17 protein-coding genes are annotated in these 20,123 nt (G+C 59.5%); 7 read left to right on the top strand and 10 right to left on the bottom strand.

The features are described 5' to 3' along the window. Nucleotides 1-32: 32 nt before the first annotated feature. The 5 genes from J1W56_RS24125 (at nucleotide 33) to pepT (ending at nucleotide 6,653) form a co-directional block, all read left to right on the top strand. Nucleotides 33-1,043, top strand: a complete 1,011-nt coding sequence (locus J1W56_RS24125) for an ABC transporter permease (RefSeq protein WP_223615826.1) — start codon at nucleotides 33-35, stop codon at nucleotides 1,041-1,043. After that, on the top strand, nucleotides 1,043-2,170 hold the full coding sequence (locus J1W56_RS24130; protein WP_223615827.1) for an ABC transporter permease: 1,128 nt from the start codon (nucleotides 1,043-1,045) through the stop codon (nucleotides 2,168-2,170). Before J1W56_RS24125 ends, J1W56_RS24130 begins: the two co-directional genes overlap by 1 nt. Before the next feature lie 35 nt (nucleotides 2,171-2,205). Continuing rightward, nucleotides 2,206-3,852, top strand: a complete 1,647-nt coding sequence (locus J1W56_RS24135; protein ID WP_223615828.1) for an ABC transporter ATP-binding protein — start codon at nucleotides 2,206-2,208, stop codon at nucleotides 3,850-3,852. 17 nt (nucleotides 3,853-3,869) lie between these two features. Then, nucleotides 3,870-5,243, top strand: a complete 1,374-nt coding sequence (melA, locus tag J1W56_RS24140; RefSeq protein ID WP_223615829.1) for an alpha-glucosidase/alpha-galactosidase — start codon at nucleotides 3,870-3,872, stop codon at nucleotides 5,241-5,243. Nucleotides 5,244-5,420: 177 nt separating this feature from the next. Then, nucleotides 5,421-6,653 (top strand): peptidase T, encoded by a 1,233-nt coding sequence (pepT, locus tag J1W56_RS24145; RefSeq protein WP_223615830.1) that lies wholly within the window; start codon nucleotides 5,421-5,423, stop codon nucleotides 6,651-6,653. Between the two features lie 13 nt (nucleotides 6,654-6,666). On the opposite strand, the gene J1W56_RS24150 is transcribed toward pepT, so the two are convergent. The 4 genes from J1W56_RS24150 to J1W56_RS24165 form a co-directional block, all read right to left on the bottom strand. Continuing rightward, nucleotides 6,667-7,344, bottom strand: a complete 678-nt coding sequence (locus tag J1W56_RS24150; RefSeq protein WP_223615831.1) for a Pr6Pr family membrane protein — start codon at nucleotides 7,342-7,344, stop codon at nucleotides 6,667-6,669. A gap of 99 nt (nucleotides 7,345-7,443) precedes the next feature. Next, nucleotides 7,444-9,063 (bottom strand): ABC transporter substrate-binding protein, encoded by a 1,620-nt coding sequence (locus J1W56_RS24155; RefSeq protein WP_223615832.1) that lies wholly within the window; start codon nucleotides 9,061-9,063, stop codon nucleotides 7,444-7,446. A 78-nt stretch (nucleotides 9,064-9,141) separates the two neighbouring features. Then, entirely contained in the window at nucleotides 9,142-9,933 is a 792-nt protein-coding gene (locus tag J1W56_RS24160; protein WP_223615833.1) for a creatininase family protein, read from the bottom strand. A 54-nt stretch (nucleotides 9,934-9,987) separates the two neighbouring features. Then, nucleotides 9,988-10,812: a M55 family metallopeptidase gene (locus J1W56_RS24165; protein WP_223615834.1), complete on the bottom strand. Its 825-nt coding sequence runs from the start codon at nucleotides 10,810-10,812 to the stop codon at nucleotides 9,988-9,990. 109 nt (nucleotides 10,813-10,921) lie between these two features. Between J1W56_RS24165 and J1W56_RS24170 the strand changes: the two genes are divergently transcribed. Beyond that, nucleotides 10,922-12,388, top strand: coding sequence for a M81 family metallopeptidase (locus J1W56_RS24170; protein WP_223615835.1), 1,467 nt, complete (start codon nucleotides 10,922-10,924; stop codon nucleotides 12,386-12,388). A 47-nt stretch (nucleotides 12,389-12,435) separates the two neighbouring features. Here J1W56_RS24170 and J1W56_RS24175 read toward each other — a convergent pair whose 3' ends face one another. From J1W56_RS24175 to J1W56_RS24200, 6 genes are all read right to left on the bottom strand, one after another. Continuing rightward, on the bottom strand, nucleotides 12,436-13,431 hold the full coding sequence (locus J1W56_RS24175; protein ID WP_223615836.1) for an ABC transporter ATP-binding protein: 996 nt from the start codon (nucleotides 13,429-13,431) through the stop codon (nucleotides 12,436-12,438). Then, nucleotides 13,428-14,447, bottom strand: a complete 1,020-nt coding sequence (locus J1W56_RS24180) for an ABC transporter ATP-binding protein (protein WP_223615837.1) — start codon at nucleotides 14,445-14,447, stop codon at nucleotides 13,428-13,430. The genes J1W56_RS24175 and J1W56_RS24180 overlap by 4 nt, the downstream gene beginning before the upstream one ends. Beyond that, nucleotides 14,447-15,340, bottom strand: coding sequence for a D,D-dipeptide ABC transporter permease (gene ddpC / locus J1W56_RS24185; protein ID WP_223615838.1), 894 nt, complete (start codon nucleotides 15,338-15,340; stop codon nucleotides 14,447-14,449). Before ddpC ends, J1W56_RS24180 begins: the two co-directional genes overlap by 1 nt. Beyond that, entirely contained in the window at nucleotides 15,340-16,356 is a 1,017-nt protein-coding gene (locus J1W56_RS24190) for an ABC transporter permease (RefSeq protein WP_223615839.1), read from the bottom strand. Before J1W56_RS24190 ends, ddpC begins: the two co-directional genes overlap by 1 nt. Before the next feature lie 178 nt (nucleotides 16,357-16,534). Further along, entirely contained in the window at nucleotides 16,535-18,076 is a 1,542-nt protein-coding gene (locus tag J1W56_RS24195) for an ABC transporter substrate-binding protein (protein WP_223615840.1), read from the bottom strand. A gap of 96 nt (nucleotides 18,077-18,172) precedes the next feature. After that, a complete protein-coding gene (locus tag J1W56_RS24200) occupies nucleotides 18,173-18,847 on the bottom strand; it encodes a helix-turn-helix domain-containing protein (protein ID WP_223615841.1) in 675 nt (224 codons plus the stop codon). 128 nt (nucleotides 18,848-18,975) lie between these two features. On the opposite strand from J1W56_RS24200, the gene J1W56_RS24205 reads away from it, so the two are divergent. Further along, a complete protein-coding gene (locus J1W56_RS24205; protein WP_223615842.1) occupies nucleotides 18,976-20,121 on the top strand; it encodes an NAD(P)/FAD-dependent oxidoreductase in 1,146 nt (381 codons plus the stop codon). Nucleotides 20,122-20,123: the final 2 nt, after the last annotated feature.

Consider the following 20,123-nt stretch of genomic DNA (forward strand, 5'->3'; position numbering starts at 1 on the left):
TTGAAACCAACACAAGAAAAGCGAACCGGCCCATGCTACGATTCCTGCTTGTGCGTATCGCATCCGCCATTCCGGTGCTGTTTGTGCTGAGCGTGGTGACCTTTGCCATCATTCAGGCACCGCCCGGCGATTACTCCGACTATATCCGCTCACAGCTGATGAACCAGGGCGGCGCATCCTTCGAGGCAGCCGATGCACAGGCGCAGGCGTACCGGGTTGCCAATGGCCTCGACAAGCCGCTGCCCGTGCAATACGTCAACTGGATCGTCGGCATGGTGACCCGCGGGGATTTCGGCCACAGCATGTTCTACAACAAGCCGGTTGCCGATGTGGTTGGCGAGCGGCTGCCGCGCACGCTTCTCCTCGCCCTCACCTGCCATATCCTCGCGTCGATCATCGGGATCAGCTTCGGGATACTGGCCGCCACGCGGCAATATTCATGGGTGGACAGCCTGCTCTCCGGCATTTCGTTTCTGGGCATGACCGTGCCGCGCTTCCTGATGGCGCTGATCATTGTCTACATCATGGTGTTTCACTTCAACGTCTCGGAGATCGGCAGCTTTTATTCCCCGCGCTATGGCGGCGCGCCGTGGTCGTGGGGCAAGTTCGTCGATCTGGTCCAGCACGTGTGGCCGGTCGTTGCCATCGCCACCTTTGGCGGGCTCGCCTACAATATGCGGGTGATGCGCGGCAATCTGCTCGATACGCTCAATGCCCAATATGTCGAGACGGCACGGGCCAAGGGTTTGAGCGAGGGCGCTGTTATCATGCGCCATGCGGTGCCGAATGCGCTGCATCCCCTCATCATGTATCAGGGCGTCGTCCTGCCATACATGCTGACCGGCGAGATCGAAACCGCCATCATCTTCGCACTGCCGACGGTCGGACCCGCCATCGTCGGGTCCATGTGGATCGGAGACGTCTATGTCACGGCGACCTTCATGCTGGTGCTGTCGGCAACATTGATTGTCGGCAACATCATTGCAGACGTTCTGCTGGCGCTGATGGATCCGCGCGTTCGCCAGTATGGGGAGGCGCGGTGATGCAAATCCAGATAAGACCGCCCGTCGCCGCCGTGGAAATCCGCAACGCCAACCGCGGCAATGAAAGCTATTCGGCTCTCGTGTGGCGGCGCCTCAAACGCTCCTGGACCGGCATGATCGGGCTTGTCCTCGTCTGCCTGCTGCTTGTTATGGCCGTCTTCGCCGGTTTCTTTGCCCCTGTCGATCCCTCCCAGACGGAGATCGGCTTCGCACCGCCGGAAGCCGTGCGCTTCTTCGACAAGGACGGGCATTTCAATCTGCGCCCGCGCACCTATCCGGTCGCCGAGACCGAGGAACTCGATCCGGTGACATTCCAGCCGGTGGTCGGGCTGGACTATGGCAATCCCCGCCTGCTGGGGTTCTTCGTCAAGGGCTTTGAATACAAGCTGCTTGGCATCATTCCGGCGGACCGGCATTTCTTCGGCACCCTCGACGGCAAGCCCGTGCATTTCCTTGGAACCGACAAGTTCGGCCGTGACGTTCTCTCCAGAGCCATTTACGGCTCCCGCGTCTCGCTGATGATTGCGTTGATTGTCGTCTCCATCGTGACGGTTGTCGGCACGACCGTCGGACTGGTCTCCGGCTATTTCGGCGGACGGTTCGATGCCTGGACACAGCGTTTCGTTGAACTGGTCCTGGCATTTCCCCAGCTTCCGCTGTATCTCGCCCTCAGCTCGCTCATACCCGTCACGGCTCCGACGAGCATTTTCCTCGGTTTCGTCATCATCATCATGTCGGCGCTTGGCTGGGCGCAGATGTCGCGTGAAGTGCGCGGCAAGACACTGGCTCTTGCCCGCATCGAATATGTGCGTGCGGCCCTGGCGGTAGGCGCTTCGGACCGGCGCATCATTTTCCAGCACATTTTTCCCAATGTCATGAGCCACGTGATCGTTGCCGTCACCATCGCGATCCCGCACATTGTCCTTCTGGAATCCTTTCTGGGCTTCCTGGGGTTTGCGGTGAAGCCTCCCCTGATTTCCTGGGGGCTGATGCTGCAGGACACCGCCACCTATTCCGTCATCGGGTCCTACCCGTGGATTCTCACCCCCGTCGCCTTCGTGCTTGTCACCGTCTTTGCCTTCAATGCCCTGGGCGACGGTTTGCGCGATGCTGTCGATCCCTATTGAGGCCGGAAACCATGCACACGCAGGAACCAAGCACCATGGCACCCGAACAGCGGCTGGACAGTTCAGCCCATCGGGACAATCCGATCATCGATGCCCGCAATATCGCCGTCCGCTTCACGGTCGAAGAGGGGGTCGTGGAGGCCGTAAAGGACATCTCCTTCCAACTCTATCGCGGCGAGACGATTGCCATTGTCGGCGAATCCGGGTCGGGGAAATCGGTGACCGCCCGCACCATCATGGGACTCCTGACGAAGCGCGCCGTGGTGTCCCGGGAATCGAAAATTGCCTATGACGGCAAGGATATCCTCAAGTTCTCGAGCCGGGCGCGGCGCGCGCTGCGCGGCAATCGCATGTCCATGATCTTTCAGGAGCCCATGAGCTCGCTCAACCCGATCTATACGATCGGCAGCCAGATCGTCGAAGCCATCCGTGTGCACCAGCGCATCAGCCGGCGCGACGCCCGGCAACGCGCGCTGGACCTGTTGATACAGGTGCAAATTCCCGATCCGGAATCCCGGCTCAACCAATATCCGCACCAGCTCTCCGGCGGTCAGCGCCAGCGCGTGATGATTGCCATGGCGCTCGCCAACAATCCCGACGTATTGATCGCCGACGAGCCGACCACCGCGCTCGACGTGACGGTGCAGGCCCAGATCCTCAACCTCATCCGCGATCTGCAAAAACGGCTTGGAATGGCCGTCATTCTCATCACCCATGACCTTACCGTCGTCCGGCAGTTTTCCGATTATGTCTATGTCATGCAGCATGGCGAGGTGAAGGAGCACAACACGACCGCAGCGCTCTTTGCCGCCCCCCGCCACCCCTATACGTGCCATCTCCTCGGGTCCGAACCCAGAGGACAGGCCAATCCGATGCCGGCGGACTGCGAAGCCATTCTGGAGGGCAAGTCGGTGCGGGTGACCTACATGCTGAAACGCGGCGGCTTCTTCAAGCCGCAATTGCACGAGCTTGTGGCTGTCGACAGTCTCAGCCTGAAACTCCACAGACACGAGACGCTCGGTATCGTCGGTGAATCCGGCTCCGGCAAGACCACCTTCGGACAGGCGCTCGTCCGGCTCGTGCATACGGACAGCGGCGAGATTTACTTCGACCGGCAGCCGATCCACGACAAGTCGCGGGCCGAAATGCGGCCGCTGCGCTCGCGCATGCAGATCGTGTTCCAGGACCCGTTTTCCTCGCTCAACCCGCGCATGTCGATCGGGCAGATCATCGAGGAGGGACTGGTTATCAACGGGATCGGCGTCAACCGGGCCGACCGTCTCGACCGTGTCCAGAAAGCCCTGGCAAGTGCCGGGATGCCGCACAATATCCTGTCCCGCTTCCCGCACGAATTCTCCGGCGGCCAGCGTCAGCGCATTGCCATTGCACGCGCCATTGCGCTCGAACCGGAATTCATCCTTCTCGACGAACCGACCTCTGCACTCGACCTGTCTGTCCAGGCGCAGATCATCGACCTCCTGCGCAAGCTGCAGGATGAGCGCGGCCTCAGTTACCTCTTCATTTCCCACGACCTGAAAGTCGTTCGTGCTCTTTGCCATCGTGTCATGGTCATGCAGCACGGCAAGGTCGTCGAGGAGGGTCCCGTCAACGACGTTCTCTTTCATCCCAAGACCGCCTACACTGAACGGCTTGTCAAAGCCGCCTTCGAGGTAGCCGCATAATCCTCCCGGAGATTGCCATGTCAAAACAGCCCAAAGTCACCTTTATCGGAGCCGGATCGACCGTCTTCATGAAAAACATCATCGGCGATATTCTGCAGCGCCCGGCCCTGTCGGGCGCAAAAATCGCGCTGATGGACATCAATCCGCAGCGCCTCGCCGAGAGCGCCATCGTCGCCGGCAAGCTGGCAAAAACACTCGATGCCAAGGCGGTCATCGAAACGCATACGGACCGCCGGCGTGCACTCGAGAAGGCGGACTTCGTCGTGGTTGCGTTCCAGATCGGCGGATACGAGCCCTGCACCGTCACGGATTTCGAGGTTCCGAAGAAATACGGCCTGCGCCAGACCATTGCCGACACCCTTGGCGTTGGCGGCATCATGCGCGGCCTGCGGACCGTACCGCACCTCTGGGCAATCTGCGAGGACATGCTGGCGGTCTGCCCGCAGGCCATCCTGCTGCAGTATGTGAATCCCATGGCCATCAACACCTGGGCAATCGCTGAAAAATACCCGACGATCCGCCAGGTGGGTCTCTGCCATTCCGTGCAGGGAACGGCGGGCGAACTGGCGCGCGACCTCGACATTCCAATTGGAGAAATCCGCTATCGCGCTGCAGGCATCAACCATATGGCCTTCTACCTGCAGTTCGAACACCAGCAGCCCGATGGCAGTTACCGCGACCTCTATCCGGATCTTGTTCGGGGCTATCGCGAGGGGCGGTTGCCCAAGCCCAGCCACTGGAATCCGCGCTGCCCGAACAAGGTCCGCTACGAGATGCTGACGCGGCTCGGCTATTTCGTCACTGAAAGCTCCGAGCACTTTGCCGAGTACACGCCCTATTTCATCAAAGAAGGCCGCGACGATCTGATCGAAAAGTTCGGCATTCCGCTGGACGAATACCCCAAGCGCTGCATCGAGCAGATCGAACGCTGGAAGGGACAGGCGGAAACCTATGCCAAGGCCGATAGGATCGAAGTGAGCGAAAGCCGCGAATATGCCTCGTCCATCATGAATTCCGTATGGACCGGCGAACCATCGGTCGTCTACGGCAATGTGCGCAACAATGGCTGCATCACGTCCCTGCCCGCCAATTGTGCGGCAGAGGTGCCATGCCTTGTCGATGCGTCCGGCATTCAGCCAACCCATGTCGGCGCGCTGCCGCCGCAACTCACCGCCCTCATCCGCACCAACATCAATGTACAGGAACTGACCGTGCAGGCGCTGATGACCGAAAACCGGGATCACATCTACCACGCGGCGATGATGGACCCGCATACCGCCGCAGAATTGGACCTCGATCAGATATGGTCGCTCGTCGATGATCTTCTTGCCGCGCATGGCGATTGGCTTCCAGCCTGGGCCCGTGGTTCCCGGAAAGTGCAGGCCGCTTAGACAGAGCGATGCATTGTATCAATTGCAGGGCGGTCACCCTGCAATTGAACACCGGCGGCATGCTTGCGACGGAGGCGAATGGGAAAAAGCGGGGAGCAAGGCAAAAATCTGTTCACGATGCCGGCGGCAGAGGCTACAGCAGTGCATCACTGGCATGCAAAGGTTGGAGCTGAGCCCATGACCGATACCGTTACCGATCGTTTTCTTCGCTACGTCGTCATCGACACCCAATCGGATCCCAAATCGTCCGCACAACCGTCCACCGAGAAGCAGAAGAATCTGGGCCGTGTGCTGGTTGGGGAATTGCTCGCCATCGGCCTGTCCGATGCGCATATGGACGAGCACGGCTATGTCCACGCAACCATCCCGTCCAATGTCGACAAGCCGGTGCCGGTCATCTGTTTCTGCTCGCACATGGACACGGCGCCCGATTTTACCGGCACAAACGTCAAGCCGCGCATCCTGCATAACTATGGCGGCGGCGACATACAACTTCCAGGCGATCCGCAGCAGGTCATCCGGGTCAGCGACCATCCCGTCCTGCTTGACCAGATCGGCAATGACATCATCACGACAGACGGAACCACCCTTCTCGGTGCCGATGACAAGGCCGGGCTGGCGGAAATCATTACCGCTGCACAGTTCCTCGTCGACAACCCGGATATCCGCCACGGCACGATCAAACTGCTGCTCACCGTGGACGAGGAAATCGGGCGCGGCGTCGACAAGGTGGACGTGGCCAAGCTCGGCGCACAGTTCGCCTATACCGTCGACGGCGAAACCGCAGGCCATATCGAGGACGAGAGTTTCTCGGCCGACGGGGTCGACATCACCATTTCGGGTGTCGCAATTCATCCGGGCTTCGCCAAGGACAAGATGGAAAACGCCATCAAGATCGCCGGCGCCATCATCGACCGGCTGCCGCGAGACATCGCGCCCGAGACAACGGAAGGCAAAGAGGGTTTCATCCATCCGACAGGTGTCACCGGTTCGATGGAAAAGGCGGCGCTCAGCTTCATCATCCGCGATTTTACCGATGACGGCCTTGCCGCCAAGGAAACCATGCTCGAAGCGCTGGTGAAGGAAGTCATGGACGGTTATCCCGGTTCGTCCTACACGTTCACCGTCAGGCAGCAGTACCGCAACATGAAGTCCGTCCTCGACCGCCACCCGGAGATCGTCGACAACGCGGTTGAAGCGGTCCGCCGGGCCGGCATGGTGCCGGTGCGCGGCAGCATCCGTGGCGGCACCGACGGTTCGCGGCTGTCCTTCATGGGCTTGCCCTGCGCCAACATTTTTGCCGGCGGCCACGCCTTCCACTCACCGCTCGAATGGGTCAGCCGCCAGGACATGGAAAGAGCCGTCAAGACGCTGGTCGAGCTTGCAAAGATCTGGGAAGAACGGGCCTAGCGCCAAATTTGCTCTAGAGTGCCCGCGCGTTGCGGGCACCATATCTGCAGGCCAGGCGATCGATAGTGATGACCAGCGTTCCCAGCCCCAGAAAACCGGCAGTCATCCAGGCCATGTTCACCGCCGTTTCGTCAAGACCGATCTCCGGGACATCGATAAACGGATAGGGATAGAACCCGGAGACATAGCCGTGGATCAGGGTGTAGACCGCATAAGCCGCGGGGAAAGACAGCCACCACAAGGCATGGCGCCACAAGAGCGCGCCGCGCCTGACCCAGAACAGCCAGTCAATGAAGTAAAGCACCGGCACGGCGTAATGGAGAATCTGGTCGCCGCGCGCCTGCCATCCCGTTGGCCGCCACGCGGTCTGCAGGACAAGGGCATAAATGACGCTGGTCATGACCACGTATGACAACAGCGCCGACCTGACCGGAGGACATTGCGCCCATTGCCCCGGCCGGGACCGTGGTACGGCCAGGGAAAACACCAGGCCGAGAAAAACAAGCGCATTGGTCTGGATGGTGAAATAACTGAAAAAGTTAGCCGTCAATCGGAGCCGGCTGACATGGGCGGCGGGTATGATGGCAAAATACGCGATGCCAATACCCGCCAGCACGACCATTGCGAGCATGGAGCGGTAGATTCGAACGGCCGTGATATCCGATGTTTGAATGATTTGTGGTGATTTCACCGCCCCAGTTTCCTCCTATGGCCGGAGAATGCTCTAGCCATATCCGTCCGGAAACTGAAGCGGTTTTTGCCTAAATCGTCACTGCGCCGATCCTTTCAGCTATTCCGCCAGATCGACACCGTCGAAACGATGCGAGCCCAGCGGATCCAGCACATATCCGGACACTTTTTTCGACATCGGCATGACGACGGTCGAATGATCAAGGGCCGCGATCGGCGCCTCTTTCTTGATGATGAGCTGCGCTTCCTCATAAAGCTTGGTGCGCTCGGCCTGATCGGAAACCTGGCGTGCCTTTTGCAGAAGCGTATCGAGCGGCTGGAAACACCAGTTGGAGTAATTGCTGGCACCGACGCTCGTACAGCTGAAGAAGAAACTCAAGAGGTTATCCGGATCGCCATTGTCGCTGGTACCGCCGAGGATGACGGCTCCGTCCCGGTTCTTGTCGCGCGCCTTCTTGAGATATTCGCCCCATTCATAGGAAACGATCTCGACCGAGACGCCAACCTTGGCGAAATCGGCCTGGATCAATTCGGCGGCCCGGCGGGCATTGGGCATGTAGGGACGGCTGACCGGCATTGCCCAGATCTTCATCGCCAGATTGCTGACGCCCGCAGCCTGAAGCATTGATTTCGCCTTTTCCGGATCGTAGGGATCGTCCTTGACGGCATCGTTGTAGCCCCAGACTGCCGGCGGCAACGGGTTCTTCGCGACCTGCCCCATACCCTGAAACACGGCATCCACGATGGCCTGTTTGTTGATCGCCATGTTCAACGCCTTGCGCACCTCCGGCTTGTCGAAGGGCGGAACAAGCGTGTTGTAGGCGAGATAGGCGACATTCAGGCCGGGTTGTTCCAGCACCTTCAATTCGCTGTCGGCTTTCAGCACGGCGACATCGGCGGGCGACGGATAGGAGGCAACCTGGCACTCCCCTGCCCGCAGCTTCTGCATCCGCGTCGTCTGGTCGAGGGTAATGGAGAAAATCAGGTCATCGATCTTCTGCCTGCCGTCCCAGTAATCCGGATTGGCGGTAAAACGGACCACGGAATCCTGCTGGTAATTGACGAACTGATACGGTCCGGTCCCCACCGGCAGTTCGTTGAGCTGCGTCATCTTTCCATCCGCCTGCAGATGATCAGCATATTCCTTGGAAAGGATCGATGCAAAGTCCATGGCAAGGTTGGCAAGCACCGAAGCGCTCGGGGCCGCCAGAACGATCTTGACCGTCTTGTCGTCCACCTTGCTGATTTCCTTGACAAGATCGGGAAGGCCCATCGCCGTTGTCATTTCCCAGGTAACGCCCGTGATATAGCTGTGCCAGGGACTGGTCTTGTCGAGCTGGCGCTGCAGCGAGAAAATAACGTCGTCAGCGTTGAGATCGCGGCTGGGCGTAAAATACTCTGTCGTATGGAATTTTACGTTGTTTCGAAGCTTGAACGTATAGGTGAGCTTGTCATCGGAAATCGTCCAGCTCTCGGCAAGACCGGGAATGACCGTCGTTGTTCCGTTCTGAAACTCCACAAGACGGTTGTACACCGGCTTCGAGGAAGCATCCCATGTGCTGTTGGCGGAATAAAGCGCCGGGTCAAACCCTTCGGGCGAAGCCTCAGAACAGTAAACCAGTGTTTTGGCGCTGGCCGGTGATGCCAGGACCGGGAAAAGCGCGAGGGATAAAGCGGTGCAGGCAAGAGCTGCGGATTGCCGGGCAATACCGAAATTCATCAGATGTTCTCCTCTTTTGTTTTTATCGGCGGGGCACAGGACAACGCCGCGCCAGTCTTCCTTGCAAACCGAACCGGATTACGATGCGTCCCAGACCGCCTGCGGCTTGGACCAGAGTTGTTCCGACCGGATCAGCGACACAAGTTCGTCCGCCTGAATCTGGAGGAAGCGCTCGCCCTTTTCTGCCGATGCCGATCGCGGGTCTCCCATGGTGCCGGTGACCGGGGCTCGTTCCGGGAAGGCGTAGAAGCGGGAAATCCCGGATGTAACCGATATGGCGCCGTCATGCTTTTCCGCAGCTTCGGAGAACTTCTCCGTCTTCACCATATCCCCGGCGATGGCCAGCATCAGCGAGGATTCCCCTTCACACGCATGGGTCGGGCCGGCATCCACCTCGAACACCGCGGCCAGCTTTTCCGGCGCGAGCATCCATGGTGTCGTGGCGACGATGGGCATGGCGTATTCCACCGCCAGCTCACGCACCGAAACCGCCAGAGGATCGATGTTGCCGCCATGGCCGTTGACGATGAGCAGCCTCTGGAAACCGAGAACCTTGAGCGAACGGACGATGCTCGTCAGCACGGCGCGATAGGCCGCATAGTCGAGGCTGATCGTGCCGCCGAAGGGAAAGTGATGTTCGCTCATGCCAAGCCAGAGGCCGGGCAGAACCGTTACCGGAATCTCGCCTGCAATCTGCTTTGCCGCCTGCAGCGACACCGCAACGGCACTGGCGGTATCGGTGATAACCGGAAGATGGGGACCATGCTGCTCAAGCGAACCGACAGGCAGGATCACCAGCGCATCTGGACGCCCCGCCCGCTCCTTCAGTTCCGGGGCCGTCAAGCGGGCCCATTCTACTTCCCTTGTCATTGTTCCAATACTCCCGAAAATGCTCTGTCATCGCGGGTGACAGGCTGTACGTGGCTAGAAGGTCAACTGCGAATTGAAGCCGAGAACGAACATGATGAACTTCGACACATCGACCATATCGTCTCCCTGATAGCGGATCGTATAGCCGTCGGTTCGCTCGACGAACTTCAGATAGGACAGGAATTCGGCGGGAAGCCGGTTGCGGAAGGTAATCTCCAGAACGGGTTTCTCAATCACCAGCGGCTGCGTCGAACCAATCCGCGACAGGGCCGTCTTCACGCCCGCCCGCAGTTTTTCATGGGCTGCATTGGGGGTGAGCGAGCGTGCCGAACGGGTGCCATAGGCCCACTTGACGGGAACGGTCACGATGTCCCCGAGATGTTCGTTGATCTCCTGCATCGCCACATCGTCTCCGGACGCCAGGATGACCGGAACGCCGAAATCACCGGCGGTTGCGGCATTGATACCGGCCTCGGGGACAACCTTGCCATTGATGCGGATTTCGTGAAATGCCGTTCCGCCGATGGTATGGGAGAGCACCCCGCCCATATGGCTGGCCCCTGCATGGTAACCGATCAGCATGGCTCCGGCGAATGTTCCGACCTCGATGCCCTGCATCATCATCAGCGGTCGCGGCCAGCTGCGGACGATCTGAACATAATCGGGCAAGCGCTCGATCTTGATGCTCTGGCCATTGCCGTGCGAGTCGCTCAGCACGATTTCCTCGACGCCGTTTTCGTGCGCCTCCTCGCAGGCCGCGACAACCGTGTCCGTCATCCAATCGCGGGCACGTTCATACTCGAATCCCTCAGGCGTCAGATGATCGCGGCTGACCACACCAACGATCCCCTCAATATCGGCAGAAATGTAAAGGCGCATGTTTTCCTCCCAGCTCCAGACCATATGGCTTAATACGAGATTGACTTTCCGACAAGAAACATAATTTATCTATAGGAAAATTAATTTTCAAAAGTTTCGGAGGATCACCGTGAAGCTGTTCATTGCAGGCCTGGATACGGAGACAAATACCTTTTCTCCCATACCAACGGGCTATGAGGCATTCCGTGAAAATCTCATTGCCCACGGCGATGCCACGTCCAGGCCATTGAACTGCTGCTCGTCGCAGATGCATGTCTGGTCGAATGCGGCAGCCGCACGCGGCTGGAGCGTCGTCGAAAGCCTCTGCGCGGTGGCAGAGCCGGGCGGCACCACCACCCGGACGACCTATGAAGCGTTTCGTGCGGAAATTCTTGCCGACCTTCAGGCGGCAATGCCCGTTGATGGCGTGCTGCTGGCACTGCACGGCGCCTGCGTTGCCGAGGGTTATGACGATGTCGAAGGCGATCTTCTGTCCCATGTCCGCAAGATCGTGGGCCCGGATATACCGGTCGGTGCGGAATTGGACCTGCACTGCCACCTGACAAAGACCATGATCGACAACGCCACCATGCTGGTCGCCTACAAGGAATATCCGCATACGGACATAGAAGAGCGCGCGGAACATCTTTTCCAGCTGCTGGTCAAGGTGCTCGAGGAGGGCTGCCGTCCGGTGATGGCCGATTTCGACTGTCGCATGATCGGCATGTTCCGCGTGCATCAGCAGCCGCTGCGCGGGCTGGTTGACCGGATGAAAGCGCTCGAGGGACAGGACGGCATCTTGTCTGTTTCCTTCTGCCACGGTTTCCCGTGGGGCGATGTCGCGGATGTCGGCGCAAAGATGCTGGTGGTGGCGGATCGCGACATCGGCAAGGCGCAGGCGCTGGCGACGGCGTTTGGCCAGGAAATATTCGCGCTGCGAAAGGAACTCAAACCGGAACACAGCAGCATTGACGAAGCGCTCGACCAGGCACTGGAGGTGCAGCACGGCACGGTTGTGCTTGCCGACGTATCGGACAATGCGGGTGGCGGTGCCCCCGGAGATTCGACATTCGTGCTCAGGCGCGTCATCGAACGGGGCATCAAGGATGTTGCCAGCTGCCTCTATTGGGATCCCATCGCCGTCCGGCTTTGCCACGAAGCCGGGGAAGGCGCGGTGCTTCCCCTGCGGATCGGCGGCAAGATCGGCGAGGCATCCGGCCAGCCGCTTGACCTGACGGTGACCGTACGGCGTCTTGCCTCCGGCATCACCCAGCGTTTCGGCATTGTTCCGCTGTCCATCGGCGATGCCGCCTGGGTCAGTTGCGATGGGGTCGACATCATCCTCAACAGCCTACGCACCCAGACGTTTCATCCGGAATGCATGACAGCGCTCGGGCTTGACCCCTCCACCCGGAAAATCGTCATCGTCAAATCAAGCAATCACTTCCGCGCCGGATTTGAGCCGATCGCCAGCAAAATTCTTTACATCGCCGCACCGGGCGCATTGCAGCCGCACTTTGAAGACCTGCCCTATACAAAACTGAAGAACAGCTATTGGCCAAGGGTGGAAAACCCCTTTGCCACCGCCATAGCTTAGAGCGCCTGGAAACGCCGCAGATCAAAGCGAACTGCGGCGTGTCCAAGCTACGCGGGAATGTGCAGGTGGCAGCGCGCCTGATGAGGGGACGCCTTTTCCGCGCCGGCCTTGCGCACAGTCAAAAGCGCTTGCGGCAATTCGCATCCCGGCACGGCGGACCCGCACCGTTCGCGATAGTAGCACCCTGCGGGCAGACGACGGTTGTTCGGAAGCTCACCGGTAAGGCTGGCATCCACGTCAAGAAGAGAGTTTTTCAAACTGGGAACGCTGGCGAGCAAGGTCCGGGTATAGGGGTGCGCTGGATCGTCAAACACCGCCTCCGCCGTCCCCGTTTCAACGATCTGGCCAAGATACATGACGGCAACCCGGTCGCAGAAGTGACGGACCAGCGACACGTCATGCGAGATGAACAGATAGGAAAGCCCAAGCTCGCGCTGCAGCTTCAAGAGCAGATTGATGATCTGGGCCTGCACCGACACGTCCAGTGCCGATGTCGGCTCATCGAGGATCAGAAGCTCGGGGTCCGTGCTCAGAGCCCGGGCAATGGCGATGCGCTGGCGCTGCCCTCCGGAAAACTCGTGCGGCAGGCGGTCGAGCTGGTCGCTTCTCAACCCGACGGAGATGGCAAGTTCTTCCGCCCGCGCCCGCAAGGCAGCCGTCGGCATGCCTCCCCTGATATGCAGCGGTTCCGTGATCAGGCGCCAGACCGGCAACCGCGGATCAAGCGACGATTGCGGGTCCTGAAAGACGATCTGCATCTTCTGCCGGAGATCGCGCTTGAGCGTGCCGTTTGCACCGGCAAAATCATGCCCGTCCACCAGCACTCTGCCGCTCGTCAGCCCCACCAGGCCGATCACGGCCTGAACAAGCGTGCTCTTGCCGCAGCCGGATTCCCCGACGATGCCGAGGCTTTCGCCCGGCAGCACGCAGAGATCCACATTGTTGACGGCATGGACCTGCGATGTCACCCGCCCGTACCAGTTTGTTGCTCCGGGAAACCGGACGGTGAGATTTTCAACGCTGAGGAGAGGTGCTGCTTTCACGACGGAACCTCGCTCGACGGCAGGGATGGATGGCCGGCCCGTTGCCAGCAGGAGACGGCCTGCCCGCCCGGCAGGGCGGTTTCATGCGGTTTCTCCATACATCTCGTATCAGCCTCCGGGCATCGCGGCCGGTAAAAACATCCGGGCGGCGGATCGAGGAGATTGGGCACCGTGCCGGGAATGGACTCCAGCGGCTCCTTTGGCCGGACACGTTCGGGCAGGCAGCGCAGAAGCGCCCGGGTATAGGGATGCTGCGGCCGGTCGAGGACCGCGCGGGTCGGCCCTGACTCCACGATGCGCCCGGCATACATGATGTAAAGCCGGTCGCAGATTTGCGATACCACGGCGATATTGTGGGATATGAACACCACCGATGTTCCGGTCCGTCGCGCCCGCCCCTGAATAAGCCGCAGGATCGCCGCTTGGACTGTGACGTCCAGAGCCGTTGTCGGTTCGTCGGCGATGATCAGGCCCGGATTGCAGGAGAACGCCATGGCGATGAGCACCCGCTGGCGCATGCCGCCCGACAGTTCAAAGGGATAGGCCTGCATGATGCGGGCGGGCTCGGGGATCAGCATATCGGCCAGAATGTTGACCGCCACCGCTTCGGCCGCTTTTCTACCAAGCGCTTCGTGACGCCGAATGACGCTCACCAGCTGCTGGCCGATCCGGATCGTCGGGTTGAGCGCATTCATGGGTTCCTGGAAAATGGTCGAAACCAGTTTACCGCGAACCTGCTGAAGCTCCTCTTCGTCCATCGCCATCGGATCGCGCCCGAAGAGACGAATGCTCCCTTGCGTGATCTTATACCGGCCTTCCGGCAACAGACGCGTGGCCGCCATGGTGCTGACGGACTTGCCGCAGCCTGACTCGCCGACCAGACCAACGATTTCAGCATTTCCCACCTTGATCGTCACGCCATCCAGCGCCTTGATGGCACCGGCATAGGTCGGAAATTCGAGCGAAAGGTTTTCGATGCTCAATGCGTGCGGACGCTGTACGCTGTGTGCCGTCATTATCTCGTCCCCAATCGCGGATCCAGCATGTCGCGGATGCCGTCACCCAGAAGATTGCAGCCCATGGCCGTCACCAGAATTGCCAGCCCGGGAAACGTTCCGTACCACCACTGATCCAAGATGAAACTCCTGCCACTGCTGACGAGCGCGCCCCATTCTGCCGTTGGCGGCTGCGCGCCAAGGCCAATGAAACTGAGCGCCGCAGCGATGAGGACAATGCCGCCGAGATCGAGCGTTGCCTGCACGATCAGCGGCGAAAGTGCATTCGGCAGCATATGCCAGCGCAGGATGTAGAGATTGGAGGCTCCGAACGTTCGGGATGCCTTGACGAAAACTCGCTCGCGCAGCGAGAGCGTCTGGCCACGCGCCAGCCTGACATAGGCTGGTATACGCACGATCGCCACCGCCAGCATCGAATTGAAAAGGCTTGGGCCGAGGGCGGCCGCCAATGCCATGGCAAGCACCAGTGCAGGCAAGGCCAGGACGACGTCCATGATGCGCATCATGGCGCTGTCGAAAATTCCGCCGGCAATTCCCGACAGGCAACCCAGAAACACGCCGATGCTCATGGAAATGAGCACGATCATGAAGGCAGCACCGCAGGACGCGCGTGAGCCGTAGACAACCCGGGAGAACAGGTCCCTGCCGACTTCATCCGTGCCGAACCAATGGGCTGCGCTCGGCGGCATCAGCCGCGCCGACAGCATGACCTTGTTGGGGTCATACGGCGCGATGAAGGGAGCGCCGACGATCATGATGACAAGCAGCGTAATGATCAGCAACCCGACCAGTGTCAGCGGGCTGCGCCGCGTCAGATACCAGAGAAAATGCAGTCGCGAGCGCTTCGACACGCGGCCTGCAGCGGTTTGATCTTCGGGATTGATTGCAACCATTATCCCACCTCCCGGATTTGCGGATCAGCAAGCATGTAAGCCAGGTCGATCACCAGATTGATGAGGACGTAGCCGATGGAGGCAACCACGGTGAATCCCATGATGGCCGGGAAATCCAGGGTCTGGATCGACGTCACCACGTAGGTGCCCATGCCCGGCCAGGCGAAGATGGTTTCGGTGAGCACGGCCCCGTAGAGCAGATCGCCCAAGGCAAGACCGAGCAGCGTGATCGAGGGTATCAGCGCATTGCGCAAGGCATGGTTGAAAATGACGACCCTGCGCCGCAGGCCGCTTGCCCGGGCGGTGCGGATATAGTCTTCCTGCAGCACATCCAGCATCGACGCGCGGATCTGCCGCGTAATGACACCGAGATTGGCGAAGGCCAGCACGAAGGTCGGCAGAATGAGATGCCGCACGGCACTGAGAAACGCGTCAAACCGGCCCTCAAGCAAGGTATCGATCAGGAAGAAGCCGGTGACACGCTGCGGTACGGCAAAGGCCATGGCGAGCCTGCCGCTTCCCGGCAGAATCTGCAATTTGGCATAGAACAGGAGGATAACCACCATGCCGAACCAGAAGACCGGCATCGAAATACCGCACACCGAGATTGTGCGGGCAATCTGGTCGATCGGGCCATCCTTGTAGATCGCCGAGAAAACCCCGAGCGGCACGCCGATCAGGACCGCCAGCACAAGCGAGAGAATGCCAAGCTCCAGTGTAGCCGGCAGAAAGGTCGCGATGTCGGCGGCCACCGGCCGCCGCGTTCGCAGCGACGTTCCAAGATCGCCGTGCAGCAGGCTGCGCACATAGATGACGAACTGATCGGTGACCGGCCGGTCGAGCCCCAGATCGCGCCGCACATTCTCCAGCGTTTCCGCACTCGCCCGGTCTCCGGCGATCAGGCGTGCGGGATCGCCGGGTATCAGATGCGAAATGGCGAAGGTAATGATGGCAACGCCGAAGACGACGAAGAACAACAGGATGAGGCGCGGAACGATAATTCGAGTGATTGTCATGAACATCAATCCTCATTTCGTGCAGGTTATGCTGAGTCACATCATGGAAATGCGCGCATCCCTTCCGTCCTGTTCGGACGGAACCCGATAATCCTCCTGTCCCTCGCGTTGCGTGAACGCCAAGGACAGGAGTTTCAACTGACGAAATGTCAGGCCGGGTGGTCACGCCGGCGTCCGGCTATTCCTTCTTGGACATTGTCGCGAAGTTGTAGACCTGGATCAGCATCGGGTTATAGACATAACCCTGGACTGCGGCCCGGCGCGCAAAAATATCATTCTTCTGAATGAGATAGAGATAAGGCGCATCCTGCGTGGAAAGCGTCTGGGCTTCCAGATAGAGCTTTTCACGCTTGGCCTGATCAACCGTGCTGGCCGCCTCCTGCACGAGGCTTGTTACCTTGGCATTATCATAGAATGCGCGATTGCCCGGTCCGCCCATTTTCGCCGGGTCGAACCAATAGTTCATGAACATGTAGGGATCGGCAAAATCCGGTGTCCAGGCACCCGGGGCAAGGTCGTAATTGCCCTTGGCCGCCATTTCGCGCTTTGTCGTATCAGCCACCGCCTGCAGATCCAGCTTGATGCCGATTTCGGCAAGACTGGCCTGCAGGGCAAGGCCGACCGGCTCCCACGAAGTATCGGCCTGGGAGAACGTATAGGTCAGATGAACATTGGACTGGCCCGCTTCCTTCATCAGTGCCTGGGCTTTTTCGATGTTGTAGCTGTACTGGAAACCTGCGGGATCATGGCCCCACATTCCATCGGGCACGGCTCCGCGCATTTGCACGGCCTGCCCCTGCATGATGCCATCCACGATGCCCTTATAGTCAACGGCATAGGAAATCGCCTGGCGGACGCGGACGTCATCCAGCGGTGGACGCTTGTTGTTGAGGTAGACGTAGCTGACATAGAGGCTCGGATTGCTCTCGACAACAATCGAGGGATCCTTCTTCAGGGCTTCCGCCTGATCGACGGGCACCTGCTCGATGATATCTGCGTCACCATTGACGAGTTGAAGGCGGCGGGCGGAAACTTCCCCCATGACCCGGATGACGACCTGCTTCAGGGCAGGTGCCGGCCCGGAAAAATGCGGATTGCGGTCAAGCACGATGCTCTGATTGCGCTCCCAGCTCGAAATCCTGTAAGCGCCGCTCCCCGCAGAGTGCTCGACGAGCCAGGCCTTGGCCATGTCGCCGTTGACTTCGTGCTCCATCACCTTCGGATTGACAATCGCCGCACCCGAAACCGCAAGGGTCGACAGGAACGGAGCGAAAGGCGACGACAACACGAATTTCACCGTCATCGGATCGACGACCTGCACTTCCTTCAGCACGGGAAATGAATCGGACGGTCCGGCCTTGAGCTTCATCAGGCGATCGAAACTGAATTTGACCGCCGCCGCATCAACGGCTGTGCCATCATCGAATTTATGGCCCGCGGCGAGCTTGATCGTCCACACCAGATTGGCGTCATCGACGGACCAGCTCTCGGCAAGTTCGGGAACAACCTCGGTGGTCGCTCCTTTATACGCAACCAGATGTTCGTAGGCTGCGTAGATCAGCGTATAGCCGCTGTTGCTGATTTCCACGCCCGGGTCCGCAGTCGGCGGATCCTCGGCGCGCGCAAGAACCAGGACGTCGGCGGCGGCCATGGCGCTGCTGCTGACCGACGTGGCAAGCAACAGGGCAAGCCCAATTTTTTTCCAATGTGAGAAAACCATTTTAGACCCTCTGAGGTTCGGCGGACTCGAACGGCGCCTTGTTTCCGGCAATTTATCCGCACAATCAGAATAGGTAATGATTTTCCTAAGCGCAACTTATTTTCTTATCGTACTAGTCTTGCGCTGGTTCTTGGATTTCTTTTTCAAATTTGAAACCTCGCCATCGGCGCCGATCAGTGAGTTGATCAGCTCCTTTTCAGAGGTCGAGCAAACACAGAGAATCCGCGCCGGGGTCTCGCTGACGGAAAGATAGGCGTGCCCCATGGAAGCATCGAAATAGACTGAATCGCCGGCTTTCAACGTCGCTGGCTCATAGTGTTCCGTATGCAGTTCCAACGCGCCTTCAACGACATAGGTATATTCCTGACCGTCATGGCGGACGAATTCACCAAATTCCTCCATTGTCCTGGCATGCAGAACGGCAAGGATCGGCACCATGGATTTCTTGGATATTTCCGTGCAAAGGTAGAGATAGTCATAGTTGCCGGTCTGGATCAGCCGCCCCTCTCCTTGCCGGCTTATGGCGCGGCGCCCCAAAAGATTGGGGGCGGAATCCACAGGCCTTGTGCCGAAAAGCTCAACAATATCGACGCCCAGCCCCGCTGCGAGTTGAACCAGACGATCATAGGTCAAGGACATCTGATTGTTCTCGACCTTGGAAAGCGTCGACACCGCAAGCCCGGTCATTTCGCTCACTTCCAACAAAGTCCAATGCTTGCGAACGCGAATGTCCCGAAGAAAGTCACCCAAGCCAGTTTTCTGATCGGTCATTGTAATTCTATCATCCTACAATTTATCGCGATTTACGCTACTACAGCCCGCCTACCGACGCGATAAGGAAAATTTACTTGATCATTAGGAAAATTAAGTTTCTTATGCGCTAAATTCGGGAGCGATACATGTTCGATTTCATTATCATTGGCGGTGGCATTGCCGGCGCTTCGGCAGCCTACGAACTGGCCGCCAAATCATCCGTGCTTCTTGTCGAGCGCGAGTCCCATTGTGGATATCACACCACGGGACGATCCGCAGCGCTCTTTTCCGAAACCTACGGCAATGCCGCCATCCGCGCGCTCACCCGGGCAAGCCGCAGCATGTATGAAATGCCGCCGGAGGGTTTTGCCCAGAATGAACTGCTCAGCCCCCGCTCCGTCCTTTATATCGCCCGGGACGATCAGCGCGATGGTATCGCGGCCATGTCCGATATCCTCGGCTCCAGCGGAAAAACCTCTCCGGTCATGACACCTGCCGATATATGCAGGCGCGTATCGATCATCCGTCCCGACTATGTCGCCTGCGGGCTGCTGGACGAGAGCTCCCGGGATATCGACGTCCACGCCCTGCATCAGGGATATTTGAAAGGTGCGCGCGCCCGTGGCGCCAGCATCGCAACGTCGGCGGACGTGCTTGCGCTGAAACGGACCTCGACAGGCTGGGATATTGCGACATCGAATGGTGCGTTCCACGGCACAACGGTCATCAATGCTGCGGGCGCCTGGGCCGATGAGGTGGCGGCAGCGGCCGGGGCGGCCCGGATCGGCCTGACGCCGCTGCGCCGGACGGCGATGATTTTGGATGCGCCAGAGGGTGTCGATGTCTCCTCCTGGCCGCTCGTTCTCGACGTTGACGAGGAATTCTACTTCAAACCGGAAGCGGGCAAGCTGCTGGCGTCCCCGGCCGACGAAACACCGAGCGAGCCCTGCGACGCACAAGCCGACGAGATGGATGTGGCCATCGCCGTCGACCGCATCCAGCAGGCGGCCGATCTGCCGGTCCGTTCCATATCGCGGCGATGGGCTGGCCTGCGGACTTTTGCCGCCGACAGAAGCCCGGTCGTTGGCTACGATCCCACGCTCGCCAACTTTTTCTGGCTTGCCGGCCAAGGCGGTTATGGCATACAGACCGCTCCGGCGCTGGCAAAGGTGGCGGCGGCGCTTGCCTGTCACGAGGCCGTGCCAGACACCATCCTTGAAGCCGGTTTCGACGCGGGGTCCGTTTCCCCCGCGCGAAAGGAACTCCAATCACTTCAACGGCTGCAAGCCTGATA

Origin of the sequence: Phyllobacterium calauticae (assembly GCF_019991125.1) — a bacterium.
Classification (GTDB): Bacteria; Pseudomonadota; Alphaproteobacteria; order Rhizobiales; family Rhizobiaceae; genus Phyllobacterium; species Phyllobacterium calauticae.